At 70.8% G+C, this 16203-nt stretch carries 15 protein-coding genes; 10 read left to right on the top strand and 5 right to left on the bottom strand.

Translation table 11 applies throughout. The features are described 5' to 3' along the window. The first annotated feature begins 242 nt into the window (after positions 1-242). Complete coding sequence (locus OG538_RS08695; protein WP_406091779.1) at positions 243-695, top strand: hypothetical protein; 453 nt, start codon at positions 243-245, stop codon at positions 693-695. A 204-nt stretch (positions 696-899) separates the two neighbouring features. Here OG538_RS08695 and OG538_RS08690 read toward each other — a convergent pair whose 3' ends face one another. After that, on the bottom strand, positions 900-1436 hold the full coding sequence (locus OG538_RS08690; protein ID WP_406091777.1) for a TerD family protein: 537 nt from the start codon (positions 1434-1436) through the stop codon (positions 900-902). 128 nt (positions 1437-1564) lie between these two features. Continuing rightward, positions 1565-2521, bottom strand: a complete 957-nt coding sequence (locus OG538_RS08685) for a DUF1152 domain-containing protein (RefSeq protein WP_406091775.1) — start codon at positions 2519-2521, stop codon at positions 1565-1567. A gap of 90 nt (positions 2522-2611) precedes the next feature. On the opposite strand from OG538_RS08685, the gene OG538_RS08680 reads away from it, so the two are divergent. From OG538_RS08680 to OG538_RS08665, 4 genes are all read left to right on the top strand, one after another. Then, the gene (locus OG538_RS08680; protein WP_406091773.1) at positions 2612-3217 is read left to right on the top strand and encodes a YdbC family protein; all 606 of its coding nucleotides are present in this window, start codon (positions 2612-2614) and stop codon (positions 3215-3217) included. Between the two features lie 251 nt (positions 3218-3468). Then, the gene (locus OG538_RS08675; RefSeq protein WP_406091771.1) at positions 3469-4128 is read left to right on the top strand and encodes a histidine phosphatase family protein; all 660 of its coding nucleotides are present in this window, start codon (positions 3469-3471) and stop codon (positions 4126-4128) included. Between the two features lie 10 nt (positions 4129-4138). Beyond that, entirely contained in the window at positions 4139-5035 is an 897-nt protein-coding gene (locus OG538_RS08670; protein ID WP_406091769.1) for an ADP-ribosylglycohydrolase family protein, read from the top strand. Positions 5036-5224: 189 nt separating this feature from the next. After that, the gene (locus tag OG538_RS08665; RefSeq protein WP_406091767.1) at positions 5225-7099 is read left to right on the top strand and encodes a DUF4153 domain-containing protein; all 1875 of its coding nucleotides are present in this window, start codon (positions 5225-5227) and stop codon (positions 7097-7099) included. Here OG538_RS08665 and OG538_RS08660 read toward each other — a convergent pair. Then, positions 7093-7263: a hypothetical protein gene (locus tag OG538_RS08660; protein WP_406091765.1), complete on the bottom strand. Its 171-nt coding sequence runs from the start codon at positions 7261-7263 to the stop codon at positions 7093-7095. The two genes, OG538_RS08665 and OG538_RS08660, sit on opposite strands and share 7 nt — an antisense overlap. Positions 7264-7278: 15 nt before the next feature. Then, the gene (locus OG538_RS08655) at positions 7279-8832 is read right to left on the bottom strand and encodes an MFS transporter (RefSeq protein WP_406091763.1); all 1554 of its coding nucleotides are present in this window, start codon (positions 8830-8832) and stop codon (positions 7279-7281) included. 251 nt (positions 8833-9083) lie between these two features. On the opposite strand from OG538_RS08655, the gene OG538_RS08650 reads away from it, so the two are divergent. The 3 genes from OG538_RS08650 (at position 9084) to OG538_RS08640 (ending at position 11241) form a co-directional block, all read left to right on the top strand. Further along, on the top strand, positions 9084-9710 hold the full coding sequence (locus tag OG538_RS08650) for a TetR/AcrR family transcriptional regulator (RefSeq protein WP_406091761.1): 627 nt from the start codon (positions 9084-9086) through the stop codon (positions 9708-9710). A 139-nt stretch (positions 9711-9849) separates the two neighbouring features. Further along, a complete protein-coding gene (locus OG538_RS08645) occupies positions 9850-10560 on the top strand; it encodes a ribonuclease HII (RefSeq protein WP_406091759.1) in 711 nt (236 codons plus the stop codon). Positions 10561-10620: 60 nt separating this feature from the next. Further along, positions 10621-11241 carry a hypothetical protein gene (locus tag OG538_RS08640; protein WP_406091757.1) on the top strand — a complete coding sequence of 207 codons (621 nt, stop codon included), beginning with the start codon at positions 10621-10623 and terminating at the stop codon, positions 11239-11241. Positions 11242-11307: 66 nt separating this feature from the next. On the opposite strand, the gene OG538_RS08635 is transcribed toward OG538_RS08640, so the two are convergent. Continuing rightward, entirely contained in the window at positions 11308-11937 is a 630-nt protein-coding gene (locus OG538_RS08635; RefSeq protein ID WP_406091755.1) for a hypothetical protein, read from the bottom strand. Positions 11938-12276: 339 nt separating this feature from the next. On the opposite strand from OG538_RS08635, the gene OG538_RS08630 reads away from it, so the two are divergent. Next, a complete protein-coding gene (locus OG538_RS08630; protein ID WP_406091753.1) occupies positions 12277-14436 on the top strand; it encodes a DEAD/DEAH box helicase in 2160 nt (719 codons plus the stop codon). Between the two features lie 453 nt (positions 14437-14889). Further along, positions 14890-16200 (top strand): DUF4192 domain-containing protein, encoded by a 1311-nt coding sequence (locus OG538_RS08625; protein ID WP_406091751.1) that lies wholly within the window; start codon positions 14890-14892, stop codon positions 16198-16200. The last annotated feature ends 3 nt before the right edge of the window (positions 16201-16203 follow it).

Raw genomic sequence — 16203 nt, 5'->3', positions numbered from 1 at the left:
CTGGGCGGGATCGCGCCTGATGCAGCACTGAGCATCGCCTGCTGAGGGCGCTGATCCGCACTGGGAGAGGGTGTCGGCCTTGGGCCGGCACCCTCTCCGGCGTCTCGGCCCGGCGGAGACCCAGGTCGCCGCGTGGTCACGGACCTGCCGACAACCCGGGCCTGCCGAGAACCGGGCCCCCTTGCCGCCCGGAGGCCGTTCCGGCCCCGAGCGTTGTCAGCGGCGGGTGCGACGATCGGTCCATGGGTGCTCTCTACGGCTACTTCGCCGCTGCTGATGACGACGACGCTCTGCGGGCTGTCGACCGGGATCACGATCAGCCCAGCGGGACGGGTTACGACCAGGTGGTGGTCAAGGGCATCGACCCGGTGGTCGATCTGCTGCCCGCGGAGGTACGCCTGACGAGCCGCCCGGCCGACGAGGTCCGGGCCGATCCGCGACACGGCAGCCTCGTCGGTACGGCCGAAGAAGGCGAACTGATGGTGGTCTCGCTGACGGACGCCCTTCGGGACGGCCTCGCGACGCACGACCCCCGGTCCTTGTGCGATGTCGCCACCGGCTGGGCGAGCACCGAGGGCGCGTTCCACGGCCCCGCCGACCCTGAAGACCTCACCGGCTTCCTGGAACGGCTGTCCGAGGTCGCCGGCCGGGCGGTCACCCGAGGCGCCGGCCCCTACTGCTGGATCTGCCCCTGATCGAACGCCGCCTCAGGGCGGGGCAGCGCTGAGGTTGTGCACGTTTGCCGATCGTGAATCCGAGGCCGGTGGCCGGTGCAGTCCGGCGACAGGAAACTTCCGCTGCACCGGTCCCATGCGCGCTGGGCGGGGCGGCGGCGTGCACGGGGCGGGCGCGACTCCGAACCACGGGCCAGGCCCGCCCCCTGCTGTGCGCCCGGAGCGTCACCCTGCGGGCGGACGGCTTCCCATCGCGGTGGCGAACGAATCGGCGTCCCCGTCGAATCCCCGCACCGTGTCGTGGAACTGCCAGACGCCCGAGGAGTCGCGCACGAACTCGGCGACGACGGCCGCCGTCGCCGTGGGGACCGCCGAGAAGTCGTCCTCGGCGAGGCTGGTGTAGCCCTCGCGGATCTGGACGCCGGTGTTCTCTATCGCCCCGAACGTCTTCCGGCCGTCGTGCTGCTGGATGGCGACGCCTACGACGACCCGGGAGTACGTCTCCGAGAGCCGGTCCAGCTCCAGCGTCATGACCTCGTCGTAACCGAGGCCCTGACCGGTCCTGCTGTCGCGGTTGAGCGTGATGGTGCCGTCGGGCGCGCGACTGTCGAAGTGCACGAGATACGCGGGGTCGCCGTACGGCTCCCCGGCCGGATAGGTCGCCGCGATGATGTCGAGGTCGTTGGCGGGTTCGCCGTGAGGGCTGGGGTCCCACTTGACCCTGACCTCGACCTTCTCGATGTCCTTATTGGGAGTGCTCATCGGACTTCGCTCCTTCGCGCGGGGCCGTCGGTCCGGTTCTATCACCCGATCGTGTCCGCAACCGCGCCTGGAATCAACCGGCTTGGAAGCGAGCGGCGTATTCGGGCCACCCCGGGGGACCGGGTGTCTCAGTGCGGGATCCGACGTGGCGGACGCTGTCGCACCTCGTCCCGGAACGCCTCGATCGCGCTGCTGACCTGACGTATGAGGTGGGTGTGCTCGATGCGGTCGAGATAGAGGCAGTTACGGGCGATGCCTTCCAGCTCGAAGGCGAAGTACAGGGACATCAGAGGATTGATGAAGAGCTCGCTGTCGTTGGTCCGCGAGGTGAACCGGACATCCCCGAACTCTCCCCGCACCGCGGCGGCGATCGATCCGTTGACGATGCTCGGATGATCGGGCGTGTGCTCCTGGGCATGGGCCACCGCGTCGACGAACAGCGCGCCTTCGCGGGTCGTGCGGGGTACGGAGAACGCGCCCAGATACGCACCGTCGCGTTCGAGCGCGGCGATGTTCTCCAGGACGAGGCCGTGGCTCACGCCGTGGTAGGCGTCGGCGCCGAAGCCGATGGAGACGACCAGGCGGTCCGGTCCTTCGATCGCCGCGAGCGCCGCGACGCTGGTCAGGTCCTCCTCCGGGGTGCCCAGGCCGGATTCGTCGCCCCGCATCAGGATGTCCGTACCTCCGTCGACGAGAACGACGGCGTCGATGTCGTACTGCTCGATCAGGGCGCGGTACGCGTCGCGCAGCGGCTGGACGCCCGTACGGGACAGGGCGTGGACGCGGCCGGGGTAGCCGCGCAGGGTGAGCCACTGCGCGAGGGTCCGTTCCGGGAAGTACGGCTGGTGGAGGGAGGTTTCGGGGGTGACGACCGCGACGTCGGGGGCGAGCCAGGAATCGAGGGGGAGGCCTTCGAGTGCGCTGAAGGACAGATTGGCGAACTGCACCTGCTTGTTCCGGTGGATCAGGGAGAGCGCGAGGGGGAGCCCGGCGTAGATGTCGAAGCCCCCGCCCGCACCGGCGACGAGGATCCGCTCCGCCGAATCCAGGCGGTCGAACAGGGGGTTGGTGTGCAGCGAGGTCATGGCGATCATTGTGTGGTCACCCCTGACCGGTTCTGACGCACTCACTCGGAGCGTGACCCACGCCACGTCCGTCACCCGTACGATGGTGCAGTGCTGGTCAAGTGGATTCGCTGCAGTGTGGGGGACCGTCGAGGTTTCGAGCGGGAGCAGCGGAAGTGGGCGGGGCTGCTCGGTGAGCCGGGGTTCAGGGGACAGGGCGGCGGCTGGAGCCGCAGCCGGCCCGAGGTGGCCCACGTCTTCGCGTTCTGGGAGAACAGGGTTTTCTACGACTCGTTCATGGCGCGCGGGCACGACGCACTGGCCGCTGCGCAGGCCGGTACGTGCAACGACATCCAGGTCAAGTTGTTCGAGTACCGCTTCGACGTCAAGACCGGCTTCGAACCCCACTTCGCCGACGCGGATGTGGTCCGGGTGGCCCACAGCAGGGTCCACGAGGACCGGGTCGAGCACTTCGCGCTGATGCAGCAGCGGGTGTGGAATCCCGCGATGGCCGGGTCTCCCGGGATGCTGCGCGGCGTATTCGGAGAAGCGCCCGGGCACGAGTTCCTGGTCCTGTCGATGTGGCAGTCGAGCGCCGAGCGAGGCAAGTACCGGCCGTCGAGTGTCGAGCGGCTCTCGCAGCGGGCGCAGACCGCCGACGACGTGGCCTCGCTCGCCGGCGACGTCGTCCAGCTCGAACCGGCATGGACCGTGTGACCGTCCTGTGCGGCCGCGGCTTCACCGGCGACGCCCACCGTCGCGTTCCGGACACTTGCTCGAACGGCCGCGATCCGCTCCAGGGTCTTTCGTGGGGACCGCCCCGATCCGGGAGAGGGCACTGGCGCGGTGCATCGCACGGCAGAGGAGGAAGTCGCGGCGGAGCCATGCCGACCGGCCACGCCGCCGGGAGATGCGCTGCCGACCCGCGGCCCGGCATGCTCCGAACGAAAGGCCCTTAGGGTCGGTACATGGCAAGACCGCAACGCATTGTTCTCGTCAGGCACGGCGAATCCGAGGGCAACGCCGACGACACCGTGTACGAACGCGAGCCCGACCACGCACTGAGGCTCACCCCGGCCGGGCTGCGGCAGTCCCGTGAGGCGGGGGTGCGGCTGCGCGAGCTCTTCGACGGGGAGCGCGTCAGTGTGTACGTCTCGCCGTACCGCCGGACGCACGAGACGTTCAGGTCCCTCGGGCTGGATCTCGAACGCGTACGGGTGCGGGAGGAGCCCCGGCTGCGCGAGCAGGACTGGGGGAACTGGCAGGACCGGGACGACGTCCGCCTCCAGAAGGCGTACCGGGACGCCTACGGGCACTTCTTCTACCGCTTCGCGCAGGGCGAGTCCGGCGCCGACGTGTACGACCGGGTGGGCGCGTTCCTTGAGAGCCTGTACCGGAGCTTCGAGGACCCCGACCACCCACCGAACGTCCTGCTGGTCACGCACGGACTGACCATGCGGCTGTTCTGCATGCGCTGGTTCCACTGGTCCGTGGCCGAATTCGAATCGCTGTCCAACCCGGGCAACGGGGAATCCCGGACGCTGGTCCTCGGCAAGGACGGCCGCTACACACTGGACAGGCCGTTCGAACGGTGGCGCACCCCTGAGCCGTACGGCATCACCGGATAGAGTGGAGGCGATGACCGCATCCGCTTCCGACCAGCGCTTCGACCGCGCCCTTGCCAGCCTGCGTGGCCTCTCCGTGGGGGACGCCCTGGGATCCCAGTTCTTCGTGCCCGCCAACTATCCGCTCCTGAAGGACCGCGCCCTGCCGCCCGGGCCCTGGCAGTGGACCGACGACACCGAGATGGCCGCCTCGGTGCTGGCCGTGCTGGGACAGCACGGCCGTATCGACCAGGACGCTCTCGCCCGCTCCTTCGCGGTGCGCCATGACTTCGACCGGGGATACGGCCCTGCCGTGAACCGCATGCTCAGGCTGGTCCGGGAGGGTGAGGACTGGCGCGAGCTGGCCTCGGCGCTCTTCCAGGGGCAGGGCTCGTGGGGCAACGGCTCATCGATGCGCATCGCCCCGCTCGGCGCCTGGTACGCGGACGACCCCGAGCAGGCCACGCATCAGGCCGAGATCTCCTCGTACACCACCCACCAGCACCGTGAAGCCGTCGTCGGCGCGATGGCGGTTGCCGCGGCCGCTTCGCTCGCGGCCTCGCCCACCGGGCCGCCGACACCGACGGACCTCCTGGACGGCGTGATTTCGCTCGTGCCGCGCAGCGCGGTCGGCGCCGGACTGCGCCGGGCCCGCGACATGCTGGACTACAAGGACGCGGGCACGGTTGCCGCGGTCCTCGGCAACGGGCGTCGTACGAGCGCGCACGACACCGTGCCCTTCGCCCTCTGGTCCGCGGCACGCAGCCTCGGTGATTTCGAGCAGGCCTTCTGGGTGACCGCGCAGGCGGGTGGCGACGTCGACACGACGTGCGCGATCGTCGGCGGAGTGGTCGCGGCGGGTAAGACGGGAACGCCGCCGGCGGAATGGACGGCGCAGACGGAAGACCTGCCCGACTGGATGACGCGGTAGGGCGTCACCCGCCCGACTGTCACGGAACTGCCACAGCGTCGCCCCGTACGGCTGACGGCCGTCACGGGGGGTTACTCTTTCGGCCACGCTGCCCGCGGCGATCATCACGACGGGTGTGCACCGAACGAGACGCCGGGGGGCCGCGCTGCCCATGGCTCGCGTGAGCGGACCTCGGTGGGGAGGGGTCCCGTGTCAGATCACGCGTCAGAATCACCCCGGCCGGAGCGTGCGCCGGGGGCACCAGAGGCGGCTGAGCCGCCGGCCGGGTCCCAGCCGGAGGCCGAGCCCGCAGACGCTCCGGCATCCGGAGAGGCTCAGGCATCCGGGCCGCCGTCGACCGGTGGTCCGGCCGGCCCGCCCGTCGGGGTCCCGCAGCCGCACGGCAGCGCGCAGAAGCCCGGGACACCTGCGGTCCCGCGTCCGCGGGACACCGAACGGCCGCCCCCGACGTCCGGAGCCCCCGAGCCGCCGAGGACTCCGGCCTACGCGCAACGGGCGCGGCCGCCGCAGCCCAACCCGTGGGGCCAGACCAGGCAGGCGCCTTCGGAGCTCTCCCGGCTCCGTCCGGTCAAGCCGGGAGCCATTCCGGCCGCCACGCTCTGGGCCGTACTCGCGACGGGACTGCTCAGCGCCCTGCTGCTCGGCGAGGGCATCGGCCTGAATCTGCTCCTCGTGGCGGTCCCCGCAGCACTCGCGGCTTATTTCGCCGCCCGTGGAGCCTCCCGTCGGCTGCGCCCCTGGACGGCTGTCTGGGCAGTCGGCGGGCTGGCGCTGCTCGTCGTCCCGGCGCTCCGCGACGCCGGCTGGCCGACGTTCCTCGCCGTCGTGTCCGCCTTCGCGCTCGGCTCCCTCGCACTGCACGGCAGCCGCAGCTGGCTCGGGATGTTCCTCGGGTCCCTCGGGCTGCTCACCTCCGTCGCCGAATCGCTGGGCTGGGGTGTTCGAGGCGTACGCGACCGGATGACGGGCTCCCGGGGCCGTTGGGGCGTGGTCTTCCGGTCCACGGTCGTGGCCGTCGTCCTGCTCGTCGTCTTCGGAGCTCTCTTCGCGAGCGCCGACGCGGCGTTCGCCGACGTGCTCAGCAGTCTGATGCCGGATGTGTCCGTTGGTGACAGTCCGTGGCGGTTCTTCCTCGGCGTGCTCGGGCTCGTCGGCGCGCTCGCGGCCGCGTACACCGCCGCGGCCCCCGTGCGATGGGACGGTCTGACGGTGCGGCCGGGCAAGGCGCGCGGGCGTCTGGAGTGGGCGCTGCCGCTGGTCGTCCTGAACCTGCTCTTCGCCGCCTTCCTCGCCATCCAGCTCACGGTGCTGCTCGGCGGGTACGACAAGGTGATGGCCGAGACGCATCTCAGCTACTCCCAGTACGCCCGCGAGGGCTTCTGGCAGCTGCTCTGGGCCACGCTGCTCACCCTGTTGGTGATCGCGCTCGCCCTGCGCTGGGCGCCGCGCGGTGGAGCGCGCGACCGTACGCTCGTACGCACCGTCCTCGGGACTCTGTGCCTGCTCACGCTCGTCGTCGTCGCCTCCGCACTGCGACGCATGGATCTCTACGTCGACGCCTACGGCCTGACCAGGCTGCGGATCTCCGTGGCAGCGGTCGAGCTGTGGCTCGGCGTGATTCTCGTGCTGATCATGGCGGCCGGCGTGTTCGGCGCCAAGGTGCTGCCCCGCGCCGTCGCGGCGAGTGCGGCCGTCGGCGTCCTGGTATTCGGGCTCGTCTCGCCGGACGGCCTGATCGCCGAACAGAACGTCGAGCGCTACCACCGCAGCGATCACTCGATCGACATCGAGTACCTGAGCGGCCTCTCGGCCGACGCCGTGCCGGCCCTCGACACCCTGCCGGAGCCGCTGCGCTCCTGCGCCCTGGAGAAGATCCAGCGGGCGCTGCGCGACTCGGACGAGCCCTGGTACGCCACGAGTTGGGGCGAGGCAAGGGCCCGGGACATCCTGGGCGACTGGGATCCCGGGTACCGTACGCGCGACTGCCGTGGGCTCGGCGCGGGCGAGAACGGGAGCGAACGTGGCGACACGGACGATCCCTACGATCCCTACGACCCTTACTGATCGTCGTAGCACGCGCCGCCCGGAAGCGGGTCGTCCCTCAGGGCGGCCCGCTCCCGTGCGTACCGTGTGAACTGCTCCTGCGCGTGAGGGCCCTGTGAGTAGGGCTCCTGTGCGTACTGATTCGGGTGGTCCAGGGACTCGTCCTCGCCCACAAGCTTCTGCACGGCGGCCGTCAGCCCTTAGGCGGCCGGTCCTCCTGCCGACGCCTTTCCGCTCAGCGCCTCCAGATCGCTCTTGCGCACCCGGATCACCAGCAGCGCCGTCAGCAGGGCGAGGCCCGCCATGGCCACCGCGGCGAGGAAGGCGGTCGAGATCCCCTGGGAGAGCACCGCGTGGCCCCAGCTCCCGGGCAGCTCCTGGGTCTTGGCGAACTCCGCCTTCTGTTCCGGTGAAGCCTGTGCCAGGAACTGCGGGACCTGCTTCTCCGCCTCGTTGCGGCTTGCCGTACCGAAGACCGTGACCAGGATGGAGAGTCCCAGCGAACCACCCACCTGCTGACTGGCGTTGAGGAGGCTGGAAGCCGCTCCGGCCTCGTGCTGGGCGACTCCGGAGACCGCCGTCAGTGTGAGGGTGACGAAGTTCAGCCCCATGCCGAAACCGAACACGAGCATCGGGCCCAGGACCCCGGACAGGTAGGAGCTGTCGGGGGAGATGAACGTGAGCCAGATCAGACCCACGCCGGTGAACGCCGAGCCCGTGACCATGAACGGCTTCGGTCCGAGCACCGGTAGGAACCGTTGCGAGAGCCCCGCTCCCACGATGATCGCGACGGTCACGGGCAGGAATGCCAGGCCCGACTCGATGGGGCTGTACGCCAGCACGTTCTGCACGAACAGCACGATGAAGAAGAACATGCCGAACATGGCCGCGGCCAAACTGAGCATGATCACGTACGTCCCGGAACGGTTGCGGTCGGCGAACATCCGCAGCGGGGTGATCGGCTCCTTGGCCCGCATCTCGATGAGGACGAACGAGGCGAGCAGGATCACCGCGGCGCCGAACGACCCCAGGGTGAGAGAGTCCCGCCAGCCCTCCTCGGAGGCCCGGATGAACCCGTACACGAGCGAGGCCATACCGAGGGTCGAGGTCAGGGCGCCCGATATGTCGAAGCGGCCCGGATGCTTCTCGGACTCGTTGATGTACAGCGGTGCCAGGACCGCGATCAGCACGCCGATGGGCACGTTGACGAAGAAGACCCAGCGCCAGTCGAGCCATTCGGTGAGCAGCCCGCCCGCCAGCAGGCCGATCGCCCCGCCGCCCGCGGATACCGCGGCGAAGACACCGAACGCGCGGTTGCGCTCGGGGCCTTCCGGGAAGGTGGTCGTGATCAGGGCCAGCGATGTCGGTGAGGCGATGGCGCCGCCGATGCCCTGGAGCGCCCGGGCTGCGAGCAACTGCCAGGGCTCCTGGGCGAATCCGCCCAACAGGGAGGCCAGCGTGAAGACCAGGATGCCCGTCATGAAGACGCGGCGGCGGCCCAGGATGTCCCCTGCCCGCCCCCCGAGCAGCAGCAGACCGCCGAAGGTGAGCGTGTAGGCGCTGAGGACCCAGGAGAGATCAGTGGTCGAGAAGCTCAGTGCATCCTGGATGTGCGGGAGGGCGATGTTGACGATCGTGGAGTCGAGCACAACCATCAACTGGCAGGCGGCGATGACGGCCAGAGCGATCCCCGGGCGCCCTTGTCGTCGTGCCGCGCCCGGTGCGCTTTGTGCTTCTAACTGAGAGGTTGTCACTATGGGTCCCCCACAAGTGAATTAGTGAACGGATCCGTTCACTGTCGCGTCAACGTTAGTGAGTCCCCTTCAGTGAACGCAAGCGTTCACTGAATCATTCGTTGTCGTGGCGCGTCCGGATCCACCGATTCCGGCCCGGAATCGCTCAGTTCCGCGCCGACCCGTTGCCTACGCCCGTCCAGCCGCCGCCTGCCCGGTTCCGAGCGCCGGCCGGTGCGGGCGTACCGACCTGTTCCGATGGAGAGAAGCTCATGGTCACTTCGCGATCGGCCGCCGCCGCCCGGCAGCCGGTGGTTTCCCTGCGCCGCCGCGGGCCCGTGCTGGAACGCGCGATCCTCGATGCCGCGCTGGAACGGCTGAGTACGGTCGGCTGGAGCGGACTGACGATGGAAGGGGTCGCGGCCGGCGCCCAGACGGGCAAGGCCGCGATCTACCGGCGATGGCCCTCCAAGGAGGACCTCGTCGCGGACGCGCTGCGCAGTGCCCTTCCGGCGATCGCCGATGCGCCGGACTCCGGGAACATCCGCGAGGACCTCTACCAGCTGTGCTGCGGGCTCCGCGATGCCATGCTCTCCAAGTCGGGTTCGGCGCTCCGCGCAGTCCTTCACGAATGTGACGCGGACACGGCCGAACGGTTCCAGTCGGTCATCCTCAGCGGTGTGATCGGGCCGACGACCGCCCTCATAAGGGAAGTGGTGAACAGGGGGGTCGAGCGCGGCGAGGTGCGCGCCGACGCGCTCCGCGGGCTGGCTTTCGATGTCATCCCCGCGATGATGATGTATCGGAGCAAAGTGTGCGGCAGTGAATGGACCGATGGGGACATCGCCGACCTGATCGATCAGGTGGCGGTTCCGTTCTTCCGCGCCGGCCCCCGCTGAGGGTTCCGCATCGCGCCTTGCCCGACCCGCACCAAGGCCTCCTCCCGCCTCCTTCCGGCGTCCGCGAACCGGACGGAGGCGGCAGAGGTACGCCCCGGGGTGTTCCGGGCGCTCCCATCGGCGTACGCTTGCTGGCGCCATGCCGTACGAACCACCCACGCACACCGTCGAGCGCTCACTGCGCGCCACCACCGGTGCCAAGACCGTCGCCGGTGTCGACGAGGTCGGACGCGGAGCGTGGGCGGGACCGGTCACCGTGTGTGCCGCAGTCACCGGCCTCCGCAAGCCTCCCGCCGGACTCACCGACTCCAAGCTCATCAGCCCGAAGCGCCGCGCGGAGCTCGCGCCGCTCCTGGAGCGCTGGGTCACGGCGTACGGTCTCGGCGACGCGTCGCCGCAGGAGATCGATGAGCTCGGCATGACCGCCGCGCTCCGGCTCGCCGCCGTGCGGGCCCTGGAAGCGCTGCCGGTGCGACCCGACGCGGTGATCCTGGACGGCAAGCACGACTACCTGGGCCCGCCCTGGCAAGTGCGTACGGTCATCAAGGGCGACCAGTCCTGCATCGCGGTCGCCGCGGCCTCGGTGATCGCGAAGGTCCGCAGGGACACCGTGATGGCCGAACTCGGCGCGGAGGCAGGCGACTACGCGGACTTCGCCTTCGGGGCCAACGCCGGCTACCCGTCCCCTGTGCACAGGGCCGCGCTGGAGGAGCGGGGCCCCACGGCCCATCACCGCCTCTCGTGGTCCTACCTCGACGCGCTGCCCAGGTGGCAGCACCTCAAGAAGGTCCGCTTGCCCGCCGAGGCGGCCGCACTCGAAAGCGGGGGCCAGCTCGGCTTCGATTTCTGATCGCGCACATGTGCCCACCCGCTGACGCCACGCGCGTCGGCGTTTGATAGACAACCACCCATGCCTCTCATCCCCGAGGAGCCTCAGATTCACGAGAGCGTCCAGGGTCCCCGCGCCACGCCGGCCACCGGCCGTACCGCGTCGACCCCTCGTCCCGTACCCGGTCCGCGTTCCGCGGCCACGCCGCGCCCCGGTCGTCCGGGCCCCGGCCCCGCGAGGCCCGCGCCCCCGGCGCCGCGCCCGCACTCCACCTCCGGCCGGCCCCAGGCGGACCGGCAGGAGAATCGTTCCGCACCCCAGCTCCAGGTGATCCCCGCCGCGGCCGACGGTGCGCTCGACGCCGCCGACGAGGCGGTGGACCTGCTGCTCGACTCCGGCCGCGCACCCGGCGAGATCCTGGTGCTCACCACGGGCGAGCAGCACCCGTGGGCGACGCACGAGCTCTCCTTCGGGGAAGCCGCCTACTGGGCCCAGCACGAAGCGGGTGACGACGTGTTCTTCGCCGCCGCCACAGCCGCGGACCGGGTGAAGTCGCGGCCGGTCGTGATCGTCGGTGTCAACGGCGCCGACGAGGATGCTGTCGCGCACGCGCTGTCGGCGGCGCGGGGACGCGCCGACGCCTTGTTGATCGTCTGCGGCGACCCGCAGCGGATCAACGCCGTGCTCGGCGCGAGCGTCTGACCCACTGCGCAGACGGTCCGGGGCGACCCGGCTGCCCCTGTCGGCAGCCGGGTCGCCCCGACCTGATCAGCGAGCCGCGACGCGGTGCAGCGCCTGGACCGCACCACCGCCCGTGCGCAGCGGACCGGAATCCTGGTCCAGAGCGGCGTCGGCGAGAGCGGAGGGCTGAGACGTGGAGTTTGGCCGACGGCCTCCCCGGCCCTCCCCGAGCACCTGCCAGCCCCCGCGCGTCAGCGTGATGTACGCGCCGCACCGCAGTCCGTGCAGGGTGCAGGCGTCCCGCAGCCCCCACATCCACGCCCCGTCCTCCTCCGTCCAACGCTCGTCCCCCTCGCGGCAGTAGAGCAGGACCGCGGTACGGACAGGCGTGCGGCGGCGCAGGTCGTGCGGGATGACCCGGCGCAGGTGCGCCAGCAGTGCGTTACGGAATTCCCATCCGTCGGCCGTCACCGAACGGCGGGCGAACGAGGCGCTGGCCGTCAGGCGTTCTTCGTGGTCGAGCACTGCGACGACGGCTGTTTCCGGAGCCGGCCGGTGCCTGGCGTGCAGGCCGTTGACCACCTCGCGCGGACTGCGCAGCAGGGGTATGCCCGCCGCTGACCACTCGGCCGGTTCGAGCGTTCGGGCAAGGCGGTTGGTGGAGTCGGCTGCTGCCGACATCGATGTGGCTGCGGACGGAGCGAATCCGAAGGTCACGGTCCTCCCTTCGCATACGCGCCCACGATGCGGGCAGGGTCGGGTGAGGGCGCGCCGCGGCACAGCCCTTCCGGGCCCGCGAAGAGACCGTGCGGGGAGCGAGTCCAATTCTTCCTGGCGTATCGGCAGGCGGCAACGAGCAATTGGCGCAGCTGACGGTAATCAGCCGGAATGCCACGGATATCCCTGCCCAGTCCCGTACCTGCTGATGCCACCCGTCATGCCCGAACGGCGGGGACCAGCGGAAACACGCCATCCGCTTCGGCCGCCTCGCAGGTGAGCGGATCATCACGCGGGGTGAAGTCGTCGATTGTCGGTGCCATCGGGTTGCATGGAGGCATGGACAACCTGGAGCTCCGCACCGAAGCCGATGCCATCCTCGCCGAGCTCGTCGGCGCCCCCGGGGGTCCGGCCCGGCTGCGGGAGGACCAGTGGCAGGCGGTTGCCGCTCTGGTGCAGGACCGGCGTCGTGCGCTGGTGGTCCAGCGCACCGGCTGGGGGAAGTCGGCCGTCTATTTCGTGGCCACCGCGTTGCTGCGGCGACGTGGCGCGGGCCCCACGGTGATCATCTCGCCATTGCTGGCCCTGATGCGTAACCAGGTCGAGTCCGCGGCGCGGGCCGGTATTCGGGCACGCACGATCAACTCGGCCAACCCGGAGGAGTGGGAGACGATCTACGGGGAGGTGGAGCGCGGCGAGACCGACGTACTCCTCGTCAGCCCGGAGCGTCTCAATTCCGTCGATTTCCGTGATCAGGTGCTGCCGAAGCTTGCGGCCACGACCGGTCTGCTGGTGGTCGACGAGGCGCACTGCATCTCCGACTGGGGGCACGACTTCCGGCCCGACTACCGTCGGCTGCGCACGATGCTCGTGGAGTTGCCGGCGGGCGTGCCGGTGCTGGCCACGACGGCGACCGCGAACGCGCGGGTGACGGCGGACGTCGCGGAGCAACTGGGCACCGGGAGTGGCGACGCACTGGTCCTGCGGGGGCCACTGGACCGGGAGAGCCTGCGGCTGGGGGTGCTGGAGCTGCCGAACGCGGCGCATCGGCTGGCGTGGTTGGGCGAGCGACTGGGCGATCTTCCCGGTTCGGGCATCATCTACACACTGACGGTGGCGGCTGCGGAGGAGGTCGCGGCGTTCCTGCGGCAGCGCGGCTACCCGGTGGCTTCGTACACGGGGAAGACGGAGAACGCCGACCGGCTTCAGGCCGAGGAGGACCTGCTGGCGAACCGGGTGAAGGCGCTCGTGGCGACCTCGGCGCTGGGGATGGGCTTCGACAAGCCGGATCTGGGGTTCGTCGTGCATCTGGGTTCGCCTTCGTCCCCGATCGCGTACTACCAGCAGGTGGGGCGTGCGGGGCGCGGCGTGGACCATGCGGACGTGCTGCTGCTCCCTGGCAAGGAGGACGAGGCGATCTGGGCCTACTTCGCCTCGGTGGGTTTCCCGCCCGAGGAACAGGTGCGCCGCACGCTGGATGTGCTGGAGCAGGCGGGTCGTCCCTTGTCGCTGCCGGCGCTGGAACCGTTGGTGGATCTCCGGCGCTCGCGGCTGGAGACGATGCTGAAGGTCCTGGACGTGGACGGGGCGGTCAAGCGCGTGAAGGGCGGCTGGACCGCGACGGGGCAGCCGTGGGCCTACGACGCGCAGCGGTACGCGTGGGTGGCCCGGCAGCGGGAGGCCGAGCAGCAGGCCATGCGGGACTACGTGGGGACCACGGGGTGCCGGATGGAGTTCCTGCAGCGGCAGCTCGACGACGAGAAGGCGGTTCCTTGCGGCCGCTGCGACACCTGCGCCGGCCCATGGCTCGATGCTGCCGTCTCCTCCGCGTCCCTCGCGGCCGCGACGGGCGAGCTGGACCGGCCGGGAGTCGATGTCGAGCCCCGCAAGATGTGGCCGACCGGGCTCGCCGCGGTCGGCGTGGATCTCAAGGGCCGTATCCCCGTGGGCCAGCAAGCGGTCACCGGGCGGGCGCTGGGCAGGCTGTCGGACATCGGCTGGGGCAACCGCCTGCGTCCGCTCCTGTCGGAGCAGGCAGCGGACGGACAGCTTCCGGATGATGTGCTGAACGCCGTCGTGACCGTGCTGGCCGACTGGGCCCGCTCGCCGGGCGGCTGGGCCGACGGCTCTCCCGACGCGGTGGCACGGCCTGTGGGGATCGTCGCCATGCCGTCCCGCACCCGCCCCCGGCTGGTCTCGTCCTTGGCCGAGGGGGTGGCCAGGGTCGGCAGGCTCCCGTTGCTCGGAAGCCTCGCCTACACCCCGCATGCCGATGAGCACGCCGCGCACCGCAGCAACTCCGCCCAGCGGCTGCGGGCCCTGGCCGCCTCGTTCACCGTGCCCGACGAGCTCTCCGCCGCCCTGGCCGCCGCTCCCGGTCCGGTCCTGCTCGTCGACGACTACGCCGACTCCGGATGGACCCTGGCCGTCGGCGCGAGGCTCCTGCGCCAGAACGGAGCAGGCCCGGTGCTGCCCCTCGTCCTGGCGCTGGCCGGGTAGGGCAGGCGCCCGACCTCGCGCGGGCTGTGCTGATTGCACGAGGTGATCCTGGCGGGCGCCCGGTGCGGCCGGTCCACTCGGGCGCGTGCGGTCCATGCCGGTGCCAACTTTCCGTGGTGCCCGGGCCGGCACAGTTCGACCGGCGGCCCGGTACGCGGTCGCTGGAGAGCCCGGACCGCTCGCGCGGCAGAGGCCGAGGACGCGGCGCGCAGGCCGCAGCGGTACACGCACGGCCAAGCGCCCGCAGGGCCCGCGCCCGTACGGCGTCGTGATCCGAATCGGTGCCGCCTCCTCTCGAAAGCGGCGCCACTGATGGAGCACCGCCTGGCCCGGGTCGGGTCATGCACCCATGCAACCCGAAGGGTGCGATTACCGCGAGTGACAGGCGACCCCCTGTGGATAAGTTATCCACAGGGGGTCGCGGAAATTGCTCCGCCGGGGGACGGTCATCCCATGAACAAGCACCACGAATCCACCGGACCGTCCGACGAGCAGCAGATCACCTTGCGAGGGCCCGCCGAATTGGCGGACGCCCTCCCGTACCTCATGGGATTCCACCCGAACGACAGCGTGGTCATGGTCGCGCTGCACGGCGGCCGGGGCCGATTCGGCGGGCGCCTCAGGCTCGGTATTCCGCAGGCCGCGCACGAGTGGCCATCGGTCGCCGAGCAGTTGGCCGAGTGCCTGATCAGGGGGAGCGAGCGTCGCGGCGGGCGCCCCGACGCAATCGTGGTCTTCCTCTGCCAGGACCCTGCCGACGGCGAATCGGGCAAGCAGACCATGGAGCGGCTGCGGCCCTTCGCTCAGCACCTGCGGACGGCCTGCGGGGCACTCGACGTGCCGGTGCTCGAAGCGCTCTGCATCTCCGGCGACAGGTTCTGGTCCTATGTCTGCCCCGACGCCCGCTGCTGCCCGGCCGAGGGAAATCCGATGGCTATGCCCGGCACCTCCGTGATGGCAGCGGCGGCGACCTACGCCGGCGTTCAGGTGCGGGGATCACTGCGCGAGATGGAGGCCAGGCTGGCGCCCCAGTCGAATGCGGCAGGACTGGAGCAGCAACGGGCCCTGGATGCGGCCGGGTCCGTGCTGGTGCCGAAACTCCTTGACGAGACGAGCCGCAAGGAGGTGGGCGACGCGACCCTGGAAATGGCCCGACGGCTCATGGAGCGCCTTGGCCGGGCCCCGGCGGCAACGCCTTCGCTGTCCGATCTCAACGATGATCGGCTGATCAGCCATGAGGAGGCGGCAGCGGTGATTCTCGGCCTCCAGGACCGGGAGACCCGCGACAGGGCCGCGGAGTGGATGGAGGGACCTGAGGCGGAGTCCGCGCTGAGACTGTGGCGGGCGTTGGCGCGCCGTTGCGTCGCGCCGTACGAGGAGCATGCGGCGGCGCCGCTCACCCTGGCGGGCTGGGTCTCGTGGTCGACGGGTGACGAGCCGGCGGCGAGGGTCGCACTCGGTCTCGCCCTGCGGCTGGACCCCGGGTACACCTTTGCCCAACTGCTGCACGAGGCCTGCAACCAGGGCCTCGACCCGGAGACGCTGCGGCGCTGCCTGCGCGGGGAGCGCAGCACACGGGCGGTGCGACGCGGTCGCGGTGCGGGACGGGTCGCGGGGGCCCGTCCCATCCGTTCCGTGCCCTCGCAGACGGCCGGGCGCCGCCGGACGCGGCCCGGCTCCGACGGGCCCGGCGCGGCGCCCGGGCGGCGCCGGTCCGGACTGCCGCGCAGCCAGAACCGGCGCGGTACCAGGACCGGTCGGTGAGAG

It is taken from the genome of Streptomyces sp. NBC_01013, from assembly GCF_045162765.1.
In the GTDB taxonomy this organism is placed as follows: Bacteria; Actinomycetota; Actinomycetes; order Streptomycetales; family Streptomycetaceae; genus Streptomyces.
The sequence above is the reverse complement of the archived record's forward strand: the minus strand, read 5'-3'. Positions and strand labels throughout refer to the sequence as shown.

Bases quoted from the DNA above. Each gene is read 5' to 3' on its own strand.
- OG538_RS08695 (WP_406091779.1), top strand. From the start codon at position 243: ATGGGTGCTCTCTACGGCTACTTCGCCGCTGCTGATGACGACGACGCT.
- OG538_RS08690 (WP_406091777.1), bottom strand. From the start codon at position 1,436: ATGAGCACTCCCAATAAGGACATCGAGAAGGTCGAGGTCAGGGTCAAG.
- OG538_RS08685 (WP_406091775.1), bottom strand. From the start codon at position 2,521: ATGACCTCGCTGCACACCAACCCCCTGTTCGACCGCCTGGATTCGGCG.
- OG538_RS08675 (WP_406091771.1), top strand. From the start codon at position 3,469: ATGGCAAGACCGCAACGCATTGTTCTCGTCAGGCACGGCGAATCCGAG.
- OG538_RS08670 (WP_406091769.1), top strand. From the start codon at position 4,139: ATGACCGCATCCGCTTCCGACCAGCGCTTCGACCGCGCCCTTGCCAGC.
- OG538_RS08650 (WP_406091761.1), top strand. From the start codon at position 9,084: ATGGTCACTTCGCGATCGGCCGCCGCCGCCCGGCAGCCGGTGGTTTCC.
- OG538_RS08645 (WP_406091759.1), top strand. From the start codon at position 9,850: ATGCCGTACGAACCACCCACGCACACCGTCGAGCGCTCACTGCGCGCC.
- OG538_RS08640 (WP_406091757.1), top strand. From the start codon at position 10,621: ATGCCTCTCATCCCCGAGGAGCCTCAGATTCACGAGAGCGTCCAGGGT.
- OG538_RS08630 (WP_406091753.1), top strand. From the start codon at position 12,277: ATGGACAACCTGGAGCTCCGCACCGAAGCCGATGCCATCCTCGCCGAG.
- OG538_RS08625 (WP_406091751.1), top strand. From the start codon at position 14,890: ATGAACAAGCACCACGAATCCACCGGACCGTCCGACGAGCAGCAGATC.